This is a genomic window from Ruegeria sp. ABM4_193 (assembly GCF_056158705.1).
Genome location: NZ_JBSWTT010000001.1, coordinates 3,091,903 through 3,103,882 on the forward strand (window position 1 = coordinate 3,091,903; position 11,980 = coordinate 3,103,882).

Genomic DNA, 11,980 nt, shown 5'->3' on the forward strand with positions numbered 1-11,980 from the left:
CCTTCTGCTCCAACACCCGTTTGTCAGGTGCGTTTGGTTTTCCTCAGTATATCACGGCTAGGGTGTTGGGTCTCAAGCAACAATCCAGTGAGATCGGCAATTAGCCGCCAACTGGGATGCGAATTCTTCAAAAATCGGCCCTGGCACGAAATTTCATCGAAACCCCGCCTTCGGGGTGCTTCAGGCGCAGTTCTTCCGAATGCAGCATCAGCCTTGGAAAATCCGCCGCCGGACCTGTTGCATAAAACGGGTCGCCCAGAATTGGATGACCCAACGCCTGCATATGAACCCGCAACTGATGAGACCGTCCGGTTTTGGGAAACAGGCGCACTCGCGTTGTTTCGCCCTCATGTTTTACGACGCGCCAATCGGTGAGCGCGGGCTTTCCGGTGTCTTGGCAGACCATTTGTCGGGGCCGGTTGGGCCAGTCCACAATCAAAGGCAGGTCCACTGTGCCGGTCTTTGGCTCCAAGCACCCCCAGACACGAGCGAGGTACGTTTTGCGTGTCTGACGCTGTTCGAACTGCATACTCAGGTTGCGCTGTGCATGGGGCGTTTGGGCAAAAACCATGACACCGGATGTATCCCGGTCCAGCCGATGCACCAGCAATGCCTGAGGAAAAGCCGCCTGTACCCGCGTCAGAAGACAATCCGCCAGATGTTCACCACGCCCCGGCACTGAAAGCAGGCCAGACGGCTTGTTCACCACGATCAACTGCGCGTCTTCGTGCAAGACATCCAACGGGGTTTGAGGGGGGTCATAGATCTCACTCATGCGGGCCTGCCTATCGCAGCCCGCCCCCTCCCGCAACGTCGTCCTTGCCTGTTGGGCAATGTTCAGAGACCTTCGGCACAGGAGGAAACGACATGCACCCAACCATCGAACGAATGCAAGAGGTTGTCGCCAAAGGCAATGAAGCCTTGATCCACGCGCTTCTGGCCGAGGATGTCCGGTTCCTGCCGCCAACCTACTACAGCACCTGGACCGGACGCGCGCCGGTGGCCGCCGTTCTGGGACATGTCGGTCAGGTGTTTTCAGACTTCCGCTATCGCCGCATAATGGGCGAAGGAAAAGACTGGGCGTTGGAATTCCAGTGCAAGGTCGGCGATCTTGACGGGATCGGGGTGGATCTGATCACGCTAAACGACGACGGTTTGATTCAAACCTTCGAGGTCGCGATGCGGCCATACAAGACAGTGGGTGCACTACGAGAGGCGATGATGGCGCGCGTTATGACCGATGCACGGTTTCTCAAGTTCAAAGACGCCCTGAGCTGATCGTGCGCGGTTTGATTGCAGCCGATCAGGTCCTGCGCATTCCTCTGCTGCCGGTTCTGGCAGCGCAGGGGCTTTCAGTCCGGAGCAACGCTCAGATGTTGCCAGAGCCGACGGGCCCGCGGAATGGCCGATCAGGTCGCGGACCACGCCTGCGCCTGCTCATCTGTGGCGACAGCTCGGCGGCTGGTGTTGGGGCCGGAACTCAGGCGCAGGCTCTGTCTGGGCAGTTGGTTGACCGGCTGGCCAAACACTATTCGGTCGAGTGGCAATTGGAAGCGACCACGGGATACACAACACTGGACACACTCGACCGCTTGAAAAGCCTGAAGGGGGAGTTTGAGGCAGTTGTCACGGCGTTGGGCGTCAATGATGTGACCCGTGCCGTTACATCCCGACAATTTGCGTACCGCCAAACGCAGCTTATCACTGCTCTGTCCAACGATCTGGGAGCACGACGCATTGTCGTAACCGGCGTTCCACAAATGAACAGGTTCCCGGCCTTGTCCCATCCTTTGGCCTGGGTCCTTGGCCGTCAGGCGGCCCGGCTGGATCAGGCGCTGCAGCAGGTTGTTTCAGCCTACCCCCATGTCCGTCATCTGAAACTCGATCTGCCGGATGACCCGGCGCTTGCTGCCCCGGACGGCTATCATCCCAGTCCACACGCCTACGCCCTTTGGGCGGACGCCGCAGCGCAATTGTTGCGTCAGGCCTGAGCCCGCGCCTGCCGGATCATCGGGATCGAATAGACAATCAACGCCGCCCAGATCAGCGGGAAAGCGATCATCCGACCGGTGTCGATCTTTTCGCCAAACACAGTGATTGCTGTCACGAAAATCATGGTTGGTGCGATGTATTGCAGGATACCCATCGTGGACAGTCGCACCAGCTTTGCACCGTTTGCGTAAACCAGCAGCGGCACAGCCGTCACGACACCTGCACAGGACAGCAATAGGGTGTCTGACAGTCCCACGCCAAAATGCCCCGTACCCTGCACGCCCAGAAATGTGACGTAGACCAAAGCCGGAATCAAAAGGATCAGCACCTCAAGCAGGAACCCTTGATTTGGTCCGATTGGCAGGGATCGTTTGAAAAACGCATAGAACCCCCAACTGACCATCAGGCCAAGCGCAGCCCATGGCAAACGGCCGGCCTCAAACACCAGAACCAAAACACCCAATGAGGCCAGACCCACGGCAATCAGCTGCATGCGTGTCAGTGGCTCACGCAGCAAAATCGCGCCAAGTGCAATGCTGAACAGCGGGTTGATGTAATATCCAAGCGCGGCATCCAAAGCATGACCGGTTGAGATCGCCCAAACATAAATCGCCCAGTTCACAGTAATCAAAGCAGCTGTCAAAGCCGCCATTCCCAGCATCTTCGGATTTCCGAGCGCTGCCTTGAGGTCGCGAGTGCGCCCCAAAATGACCAACAACAACCCGGCCACCGGAACAGACCAGATGATGCGATGGGCCACGACTTCGACTGGGCCAATATGGTCCAGCGCTTTCAGGTAGAGCGGCAAAAATCCCCAAAGGACATATGCGGTTACCGCCAGCGCCAGACCCTTAGGTGTGTCGGAATTCTGAGAGGGAATGGGCGTGTCGGCCACAGCAAATCTCCGGTTGATACCGGACACATTTACGGCAGTTCACATCAGCTTGAAAACTCTGAAAACGTTGAAGTAACACATAACGAATAGTGATGGGTCGATCTCGGATGCCGCGTTGAAACTCATGTTGGCGCAGCGAGGCGCTGCCTCGCGCTCCGAGGTATTTTAGCCAGATGAACAAGGGATCCCTCATTCATCTGGCCCTAAATACCTCGGGGGAGTCGCCCGGAACGGGCGGCGGGGGCAGAGCCCCCCTCTCGCATGTCAGACTTTCACACGCTCTGATTTCGGGTCGTACATCGGCTTGAGCGAAGCTTCCGCTTTAACCTTCACCCCACAGACATCGATCTCGTAAGAAGATGCCAGAACGTCCGCAGCCTTTTCGCCTTCGCACGGGACATAGCCCAGACCAATGGCACCGCCCAACGTGTGGCCATAGTTGCCTGAACTCAGGTAACCCACATATTCGCCATCGCGGACAATCGGCTCGTTGTGGAACAGCAACGGCTCAGCGTCAGTCAACTTGAACTGCACCAGCCGGTTTTTAGGGCCGCTTTCCTTGCGCGCAATCACCGCTTCCCGTCCTATGAAGTCGCTGCCTTTGTCGACCTTGACGGCAAAGCCCAAGCCCGCATCAACCACGTGATCCTCGCAGGTGATGTCATGGCCAAAATGGCGAAAGCCTTTTTCGATCCTGCAGCTGTCCATCATGTGCATACCGCACAGCTTCAGCCCCATATCCTGCCCGGCCTCAAGGAAGGTTTCGAATACATGGCCTGCCATGTCCGCAGAGACATAGATCTCCCATCCAAGCTCGCCCACATAGGTGACGCGATGAGCACGCGCCAGGCCCATACCGATCTCGATCTCCTGCGCAGTGCCGAAGGGGTTGGCCGCGTTGGTGAAATCGTTGGGCGACACTTGCTCGAGCAGTGCACGCGAGTTGGGCCCCATAACGGCCAAAACACCCTCACCTGCTGTGACATCGGTGATCACGACGTTGAAGTCGCCCGCGTGGCGCATCATCCAGGTTTGATCTGCCAGACGTGTTGCGGCAGGAGTCACGACCAGATATGCGGTCTCGCTCAGGCGTGTGACAGTCACATCGGCTTCGATCCCGCCGGCACGATTCAGAAACTGAGTGTAGACAATCTTGCCAGTAGGTACCGAGTAGTCGCCACCACCGATATAGTTCATGAATTTTTCGGCATCGGGACCTTCGACACGGATCTTGCCGAAAGAAGACATGTCATACATGCCCACATTCTCGCGCACGGCGCGGTGTTCAGCAGCCGAGTTTTCAAACCAGTTCTGGCGCTTCCAGCTGTACTGGTATTCCCGTTCCTGTCCTTCATTCGCGAACCAGTTGGCGCGTTCCCAGCCGGCCAGCTCGCCCATGACGGCCCCCTGTTCCAGAAGGTGGTGGTGGAACGGCGTCCGGCGCACGCCGCGCGCAGTGGCTTTTTGGCGATAGGGGAAGTGGTCTGCATAGAGCAGCCCCAGCGTCTCTTTCGAGCGTTCGAAGAGGTACTTTTTGTTGCCCTGAAACGGCTGCATCCGGCTGACGTCTACGTCGCCAAGGTCAAAGGGTTTCTCGCCTGTGTCCATCCATTCAGCCAGCGCCATGCCCGCACCACCGGCGGATTGGATGCCGATCGAATTGAACCCGGCGGCGACCCATACATTATCCATCTCGGGCGCAAGGCCCAAATGATAGGCGTCGTCCGGAGTGAACGATTCTGGGCCGTTGAAGAAAGTGTGGATACCGGCTTCGGCCAGCATTGGCATCCGCTCACACGCAGCTTCGAGGATCGGCTCAAAATGGTCGAAATCTTCGGGGAGTTGATCGAATTCGAACGTGTCCGGGATGCCGTCCATTGCCCAGGGTTTAGCGTTGGGTTCGAACGCACCCAGCAGGATTTTACCTGCATCTTCTTTGTAATACGCGCATTCGTCAGGCACGCGCAGCACTGGCAGTTGGGTCAGACCATCGATATTTTCGGTCACGATATAGAAATGCTCGCACGCATGAAGCGGCACGTTGGTGCCCGCCATGCGGCCAACCTCATGACCCCACATCCCGGCGCAGTTCACCACCATGTCGCATTCGATGTGGCCCGAAGCGCTGCCGTCATCAGCGACCCAATCCACCCCGGTGACAGAACGGCCCTGCTTGACGATGTCTGTGACTTTGACCCGTTCCTTCACAACAGCGCCGCGCTGCCGCGCACCCTTAGCCAGCGCCAGAGCGATATTGGCGGGATCGCCCTGCCCGTCCAGCGGCAGGTAAACGGCCCCTTTAATGCCATCGAGATTGATGTGCGGGTACAGCTCTTGCACCCGCTCATTTGAAATTTCGTCGACCTCTACGCCAAAGGCGCGGGCCATGGCCGCCTGACGGTAGGTCTCTTCCTTGCGCTCTTCGGTCAGGGCGACGGTGATAGAACCGCAACGTTTGAACCCGGTGGCAACACCGGTTTCTTCTTCCAAAGATCCGTATAGCTCCTGGCTGTACTTCGCCAGCTTGGTCATGTTTGCAGTGGCCCGCAACTGCGCGATCAGACCAGCCGCGTGCCAGGTTGTGCCACTGGTCAGTTGTTTACGTTCAAGCAGCACGACATCTTTCCAGCCCTTTTTGGTCAGATGATAGGCGACCGAGCATCCGATGACGCCACCGCCAATAATGACCACTCGGGCCTTGCTGGGAAGATCAACCATTGTGACGACTCCGCTAGTGTTTGGTTTGGGGCAGAATGCCACGAAGGATCGACAAGAAATGCATCAAAAGCGTCGCGATGTCAGAGAAAATCATCTTTGTGTGGTCTGACGCCTGTCCCGTCTCATGACAAATGGCGTGACCCCGAAGAAGCTTTTGTAAACAGATGAAAACCCGTTGGGAAACCCGCAAGCCATCCCAATCTCGCGTACGCTCATTGTTGTGTTCATCAGCAGGTTGTTGGCCTTGGCCAAACGCATTTCGCGATAGAACCCGTTGGGAGTTGTGCCGAAGAAGGATTTGAACTTACGTTCCAGTGACCGATTTGACAGGTTCAAGTCCTCGACAATCTGGCGGATGGGCAAGGGTTCCTCGATATTCTCTTGCATCAGCTTAATGCACTGATCCAGCTTGGCATCGCCGGTGGCAGTTGTTTTGGCCCCGGAAAACGGCTGCATGGATGAGAAATCGCGAATCTGCTCGTGCAGCATGATATCGGCGACCGTCATTTTAGCTGGCCCCGAGATGTGCCGCCCGATAACCGACAGTGCAATGTCTGCCGTGGCGCTCATACCGGCACAGGTCACTACGGGTCCGTTCTCGGTCGCGATCAAAAGCTTCGCCTCGAACCGGGCACCGCGTTCACGCAGGAACGAGGCATTTTCCCAATGGGTTGCCAAATCTTCCGTGCCCTGTTCTTTTATGTAACGACTGGCCGCTTCAGACAGCAAAAAGACCTGTGCGCCACGGAAAGTATAGTCCGACACAATACGGCCCAACGACAGGTCTGGCTGATCCGGGTCCGTGTTGCCGATGACGAACAAATAGTCAGCCGTAGGTTGCGATGGCACCGTTGAGGTCGAAACAAAAGCGTCACTGCTGCTGGCAATATCGCCACCGCGCAAAGACCGGTAAGTATAGATGAAAGGCGGCGAGGCACAGACCCGGTTTGCCACCCGCAGAACATCCACAAGCGAGGCGAGTTCAAGCAACACAAACCCCGGCGCGACAAGAATGTCGAAATGCCGGATCGTTTGCTTCAAGCCTTTTTGCGCCGTCTCACCTGTCATCTTCGTGCTCAGACGATGTTGTGTCCGGCTGCCCGCAACCGGGTGGCGAGCGTTTCGATGTGCTCCGGTCCGATTTCACAGCATCCGCCGACAATCGTTGCCCCCTGATCGACCCATCCCATCACGTGATCCGCGTATGCATCGGGACCAAGATCATGGCGTTGTTCCAGCGCATCAACTGTTGGCGCATCTTCAAGAAACCCGGCCGAGATATGCGTGAACCCATTTGCATAGGCCCCAAATGGCAAGGACATGCTGGACAGGATGTCCAACGCTGCTGGGATCGCTTCGGGGCGCGAGCAATTGATCAACAGCGCATTCGGGGCGTATGTTTTGACCAACGGCGCTATGTGCGCCAGGGGCTCACCCGACCGGAGGCGGGTGCCGTCGTCATCGTTGACTGAAAGAGACAACCAAACCGGCTTGCCACATCCCGATGTTCCCCGCAGCGCGCCTTCGGCTTCAAGCACAGAGGACACCGTCTCGATGAGAAACAGATCCACCCGATCCGCCATAAGGCTGACCAGTTCCGCAAATTTTTCGCCCGCATCGATTGGGTCGGGCTTCAGGTCGGGCCTGTATGTGGCCAACAAAGGCCCCAGAGAACCCGCGACGCGCCCCTTTGTTCCAATGCACGCGGCTTGTGCTTGTGACAAGGCCGCATCAACGAGGGGTTCCAACTGATCTTCGATGTCTTCGAACCGCAATCGGGACCGGTGAACCGCATAGGTATTCGTTGTTGCTATTGTCGCGCCGCACCTGAAATACTCTTCGTGTACTTCGCGCACCAGCTCGGGGCGATCAATCATGACCCGAGTTGACCAAAGCGCTGTTGGCGTATCCCCGCTGCGTTTGACCAATTCCTGGCCGATTGAACCATCCAAGAGGGTGATATCTGTCATGTCATTGCTCCTCAGGGGATCAGCACCAGCTTGCCCGGAAAGGTCTTGGATTGAAAATCCGATTGCGCCAGTGCGATGTCCCTTAACGGATAGGTGCGCGAGATCAATGGCCGGATGCGCCCGGCATTCATCAATTCGACAAGGCGGCCAAATACTTCGGGTGTCTGATGCGTACAGCCATGAATGGTTATGTCGCGCAGGTAGATATCCCTAAGATCCGCTTGAACCATCGGGCCGGCGATTGCGCCTGATACGGCGTAATGTCCACCGGGTTTCAGCGACAGGATCAACGATGCCCACGCAGGCCCGCCAACCACATCAATCACCACGTCGAACATGTCTTGTGGCAACGGTTCATCACGCTCGAAGGTTCCTGCGGCACCCTGGGATTTCACGACCTCAGCCTTTGCGGACCCCGTCACGCCCCAAACAGTGGCCCCGCGTAACGCAGCAAGCTGCACAGCGGCCATCCCAACACCACCAGACGCGCCGGTGATCATGACCTTTTGGCCTGATGTGACCCCTGCGCGGGTCAGCAGGTTTTCAGCGGTTCCAAAAGCGCAGGGGATGGCTGCAATTTCAACGTCGGACAAAGGGGACGCGCTCACGTCGTACAGGTCATCCGCCTCTACCAAACAGTATTGGGCAAACGCCCCGTCGATCTCGGACCCCAATGCAATAAAGCCCTGAGGGTGACCGGGACGCGGACGCGGCAGGTTGATCGGGCAGGTTACGCGTTGGCCTGGACTGAAATGAACTCTATCACCCACTGCCTCGATGATGCCGCACAGATCCCCACCCTGAATGCGTGGGAAACGTAGGGCGCCACCCCACCCGCCGGCTTCGACGTCCTGATCCACAGCATCCGTAGCGTCGGTCACATCCGACGAGTACCAGCCGACCCGCGTGTTGATATCAGTGTTGTTCACACCGGCAGCGGCAACCCGAACAAGCACCTGGCCCGGACCGGGCTCGGGCACCGGAATATCTTCGCGCCACTCCAAGACTTCGGGTCCACCGTGACCCGTCAGATAGACACCAGACATGGTTTTTGGAATAGCCATTTCAGACCTCATCGTCCGGATGCGGCGGGACAGGACCCATGGGAACAATGTCGTAGCGCGCATTGACCTCGGCCATCTTGGCCTCGTCCGCAAACTCTGCCTCGGTCATCTTTGCAAGTTCAGCAAGGAACCCATCAAACCCCGAGGGCTGAAAGATCATGAGCATTTTGGCAGGCGTATCACCTGCAACGCGACAGGCATGCGGAACTCCGGGCGGTACATGCATCGTGGTGCCCTGCCCACATCGATGCCAGTCGCCGTCGACATAGAAGTCAACTTCACCTTCCAGAAAATAGAAGGTTTCGGCGTGGGTATCATGGCGATGAAGGCCAAGCGCGAAGCTGGCCTTCAAGTTGTCTTCCATAAGCGTGTATGCGCCATCTGTGTCCTGACCTGACACCTTCACGAAGGTATGGTCATTTTCCCAATCATAGTTGGGGCCCTCGCCGGGCCCCAGTTTGGCGTATCGTTTGCTCATGGCGGTCTCCGCAAGAAGTTAAGCGCGCAACCGCTCGTTCTCGGGATCCCAAAGCGGTTGATCCTGCTCTACCACAGCGCGGCACTTTTGGCCGTAGATTTCGACCTCAAGCTCGGTACCCGGGTTCGCAAGCTCAGCCTTGATCATGCCCAGCGCGATGGACTTGCCCACACGGTACCCCCATGCGCCCGACGTCGTCTCACCGACGATCTCATCGCCCTGCCAGATGCAAGACATGTAAGGCGCGTCGCAATCACCAGCCTCAACAGTCAGGGTGACGAACGACTTCTTCACGCCTTGCTGCTTCTCGCTCAGGATCGCGGCCTTGCCGGGGAAGTCTTGCGGCTTGTCCAGCTTCACGAACCGCTCCAGACCACCTTCGAGCAGCGAGTAATCGGTCGACAAATCGCCCTTCCATGCGCGGTAGCCTTTCTCGATCCGCAGTGAGTTCAGAGCGTACATACCGAACGGCTTGGCCCCTGCACCAAGGATCGCGTCGTAGATCGCAGGCATATCCTCGTTGAGCGCATGAACCTCCCACCCCAACTCACCAGCAAAAGAAACGCGGATCAGGTGGGCGGGTTGGCCAGCAACAGTGGCGGCCTGATAGGTCAACCAGCCCGAGGACAGATCGGCGTCGGTCAGGTCCGACAGGATCTCACGCGATTTCGGGCCGGTGACGATCAGCGTGTCGCGGGTTGTGGTGACGTCCTCAACCGATACGCTGGTAGGCATTGCGTTCACCAGAATATCCCGGTCATGCCATTGCGCGGTCGCGGCAGTGATCATGACGAATTCATCTTCTCCCAGGCGCAGACAGGACATCTCTGTCAGGATGCGGCCGCGGTCATCCGAGATGTAGACCAGATTGATACGGCCCACTTTAGGCAATCCACCAGCTACTAGGCCACGCAGTGCCTCGGCAGCGCCTTCGCCTTTGACCATGAAACGCGAGAACCCTGGCAGATCAAGCACACCACAATGGTCGCGTACGGCCTCGCATTCTTCTTTGATCCGCTGCTCCCACGGACCGGAACGGCCCCAGGTATGCGTTGCCTCAAGCGTGGTGTCATCACCCGACTGCGCGAACCAGTTGGCACGTTCCCAGCCGTTATAGACACCCATAACGCCGCCCAGCGCTTTGACCTTGTCATGTACCGGCGACAGCTTTTTGTCACGCGCGGCTGGCCATTCGTGGTGCGGGAAGTGCATAGCGTATTCGTTGCCGTAGACTTCCATGCCCTTCTGGTTGCAATAGTCCTGATCGGTGTAATCGGTGTAGCGGCGTGGATCGACAGCCCACATATCCCATTCGGTCGCGCCATCAACGATCCATTCCGCCAGCACCTTGCCCGCGCCACCGCCCTGCGCGATGCCAAAGGTAAAACTGTGTGCCTCGAACGCGTTTTTCACACCCGGCATCGGACCAATCAGCGGCAGGCCATCCGGCGCGTAGGGGATCGGGCCGTTGATCACCCGGCCTACTCCCGAGGTTGCCATCAGCGGCACCCGCTCCATGGCGTCGGTGACGATATCCTCGATCCGGTCCAGATCATCGTTCCAAAGCTGGAAGCTGAAATCCTCGGGCATCGGATCGTCTTCGGTCATCCAGTGGCCCTTGCAGTTGGGCTCATAGGGGCCGAGGTTGAAGCCGTTCTTCTCCTGCCGCAGATAGTAGGAGACATCGACGTCGCGCAGCAGCGGCAGCTTGCCGCCATGCTCTTTCGACCACTCCTCAACCTCGGGCACTTCATCAGTAAGCAGGTATTGATGGCTCATGACCATCGCGGGAACGGTGCGGCCGCCGAATGGCTTGAACATCTCGCCCACGCGCTGCGCATAGTAGCCGGCGGCGTTCACCACATAGTCACAGGCGATGTCGCCTTTGTCCGTATGTACGGTCCACGTACCATCGTCATGCTGCGTCACACCGGTCGCGGGACAGAAGCGGATGATCTTCTGACCCAGATCGCGCGCGCCTTTGGCCAATGCCTGCGTCAGCTGCGCCGGGTCGATATCGCCATCGGTCGGATCGTACAGCACGCCCTCAAGGTCATGTGTTTCGAGGAACGGATAATGCTCCTTGGCCTGTTCCGGGGTCCACATCTCCATCGGGATGCCCTGATAGCGGCCCATGGACATGGCGCGTTCGAACTCTTGCATCCGCTCTTTGCTATGCGCCAGACGGATCGACCCCGAGACGTGGTAGTTCATCGGATAGTCAACTTCTTCGGCCAAGCGCGAATACAGCTCGGTCGAGTAACGCTGCATGTTCATGATCGCCCATGAGGTCGAGAAGGTCGGCACGTTGCCCGCCGCGTGCCAAGTCGAGCCAGCCGTCAGCTCGTTCTTTTCCAGCAGAACGCAGTCGGTCCAGCCCTTCTTGGCCAGATGATAAAGGGACGAGCAGCCCACGACGCCGCCACCGATGATGACAACACGGGCTTTGGTTGGAAAGTCACTCATGTGTTTTGATCCTCTGTTACTGTGCCCGCTGGGGCAGATCGTCTGAGATGTCGTAGTAGTCACCTTTGTCAGCGACGAAGATGTGCTTGGAGAGCTTCAGGCCCGTAGGTTCGCTGAGCGCACCCATGGAAATCGAAATCGTGTCTTCGGCGTTGTGCTGCCAGAACAGGAAAGAGCCACATTCACTGCAAAAGCCACGCCGCGCGGTATCTGACGCACGGAACCAACGCAGCGTGTCACTGGCGGTAAAGCTCAGGTTGTCCTGATGGGTCGAGGTCGAGGACCAGATGTGGCCCGACTGCTTGCGGCACTGGCCGCAATGGCATGCCGAGGGCGGCGACAGCTCTCCGTCGATGGTAAACGCGACCGCGCCGCACAGGCAGAAACCCGTGTGCAT

The 11,980-nt window shown here is 57.9% G+C and carries 11 protein-coding genes; 2 read left to right on the forward strand and 9 right to left on the reverse strand.

Annotation, left to right across the window (positions count from 1 at the left end; all coding sequences use genetic code 11):
- Positions 1 to 127 precede the first annotated feature (127 nt).
- A complete protein-coding gene (locus tag ACXADZ_RS15455; protein WP_475197659.1) occupies positions 128 to 775 on the reverse strand; it encodes an RluA family pseudouridine synthase in 648 nt (215 codons plus the stop codon).
- A 92-nt stretch (positions 776 to 867) separates the two neighbouring features.
- Between ACXADZ_RS15455 and ACXADZ_RS15460 the strand changes: the two genes are divergently transcribed.
- Both ACXADZ_RS15460 and ACXADZ_RS15465 read left to right on the forward strand, forming a co-directional pair.
- The gene (locus ACXADZ_RS15460) at positions 868 to 1,278 is read left to right on the forward strand and encodes a nuclear transport factor 2 family protein (protein ID WP_475197661.1); all 411 of its coding nucleotides are present in this window, start codon (positions 868 to 870) and stop codon (positions 1,276 to 1,278) included.
- A gap of 2 nt (positions 1,279 to 1,280) precedes the next feature.
- Positions 1,281 to 1,991, forward strand: coding sequence for an SGNH/GDSL hydrolase family protein (locus ACXADZ_RS15465; RefSeq protein WP_475197662.1), 711 nt, complete (start codon positions 1,281 to 1,283; stop codon positions 1,989 to 1,991).
- Here ACXADZ_RS15465 and rarD read toward each other — a convergent pair.
- The 8 genes from rarD to ACXADZ_RS15505 all read right to left on the reverse strand — a co-directional run bounded on the left by rarD (position 1,982) and on the right by ACXADZ_RS15505 (position 11,980).
- Complete coding sequence (gene rarD, locus ACXADZ_RS15470) at positions 1,982 to 2,887, reverse strand: EamA family transporter RarD (RefSeq protein ID WP_171095899.1); 906 nt, start codon at positions 2,885 to 2,887, stop codon at positions 1,982 to 1,984. The two genes, ACXADZ_RS15465 and rarD, sit on opposite strands and share 10 nt — an antisense overlap.
- Before the next feature lie 264 nt (positions 2,888 to 3,151).
- The gene (locus ACXADZ_RS15475) at positions 3,152 to 5,605 is read right to left on the reverse strand and encodes a GcvT family protein (protein ID WP_475197664.1); all 2,454 of its coding nucleotides are present in this window, start codon (positions 5,603 to 5,605) and stop codon (positions 3,152 to 3,154) included.
- A gap of 90 nt (positions 5,606 to 5,695) precedes the next feature.
- Positions 5,696 to 6,673, reverse strand: coding sequence for a GlxA family transcriptional regulator (locus ACXADZ_RS15480; RefSeq protein WP_475197666.1), 978 nt, complete (start codon positions 6,671 to 6,673; stop codon positions 5,696 to 5,698).
- 8 nt (positions 6,674 to 6,681) lie between these two features.
- A complete protein-coding gene (locus tag ACXADZ_RS15485; protein ID WP_475197667.1) occupies positions 6,682 to 7,575 on the reverse strand; it encodes a homocysteine S-methyltransferase family protein in 894 nt (297 codons plus the stop codon).
- Positions 7,576 to 7,586: 11 nt separating this feature from the next.
- Positions 7,587 to 8,639, reverse strand: a complete 1,053-nt coding sequence (locus ACXADZ_RS15490) for an alcohol dehydrogenase family protein (RefSeq protein WP_475197668.1) — start codon at positions 8,637 to 8,639, stop codon at positions 7,587 to 7,589.
- A 1-nt stretch (position 8,640) separates the two neighbouring features.
- Entirely contained in the window at positions 8,641 to 9,117 is a 477-nt protein-coding gene (locus ACXADZ_RS15495) for a cupin domain-containing protein (RefSeq protein WP_475197670.1), read from the reverse strand.
- A gap of 18 nt (positions 9,118 to 9,135) precedes the next feature.
- Positions 9,136 to 11,583 carry a GcvT family protein gene (locus tag ACXADZ_RS15500; protein ID WP_475197671.1) on the reverse strand — a complete coding sequence of 816 codons (2,448 nt, stop codon included), beginning with the start codon at positions 11,581 to 11,583 and terminating at the stop codon, positions 9,136 to 9,138.
- A gap of 16 nt (positions 11,584 to 11,599) precedes the next feature.
- On the reverse strand, positions 11,600 to 11,980 hold the full coding sequence (locus ACXADZ_RS15505) for a GFA family protein (RefSeq protein WP_475197673.1): 381 nt from the start codon (positions 11,978 to 11,980) through the stop codon (positions 11,600 to 11,602).

Bases quoted from the DNA above. Each gene is read 5' to 3' on its own strand.
- ACXADZ_RS15455 (WP_475197659.1), bottom strand. From the start codon at position 775: ATGAGTGAGATCTATGACCCCCCTCAAACCCCGTTGGATGTCTTGCAC.
- ACXADZ_RS15460 (WP_475197661.1), top strand. From the start codon at position 868: ATGCACCCAACCATCGAACGAATGCAAGAGGTTGTCGCCAAAGGCAAT.
- ACXADZ_RS15475 (WP_475197664.1), bottom strand. From the start codon at position 5,605: ATGGTTGATCTTCCCAGCAAGGCCCGAGTGGTCATTATTGGCGGTGGC.
- ACXADZ_RS15480 (WP_475197666.1), bottom strand. From the start codon at position 6,673: ATGACAGGTGAGACGGCGCAAAAAGGCTTGAAGCAAACGATCCGGCAT.
- ACXADZ_RS15485 (WP_475197667.1), bottom strand. From the start codon at position 7,575: ATGACAGATATCACCCTCTTGGATGGTTCAATCGGCCAGGAATTGGTC.
- ACXADZ_RS15490 (WP_475197668.1), bottom strand. From the start codon at position 8,639: ATGGCTATTCCAAAAACCATGTCTGGTGTCTATCTGACGGGTCACGGT.
- ACXADZ_RS15495 (WP_475197670.1), bottom strand. From the start codon at position 9,117: ATGAGCAAACGATACGCCAAACTGGGGCCCGGCGAGGGCCCCAACTAT.
- ACXADZ_RS15500 (WP_475197671.1), bottom strand. From the start codon at position 11,583: ATGAGTGACTTTCCAACCAAAGCCCGTGTTGTCATCATCGGTGGCGGC.
- ACXADZ_RS15505 (WP_475197673.1), bottom strand. From the start codon at position 11,980: ATGCACACGGGTTTCTGCCTGTGCGGCGCGGTCGCGTTTACCATCGAC.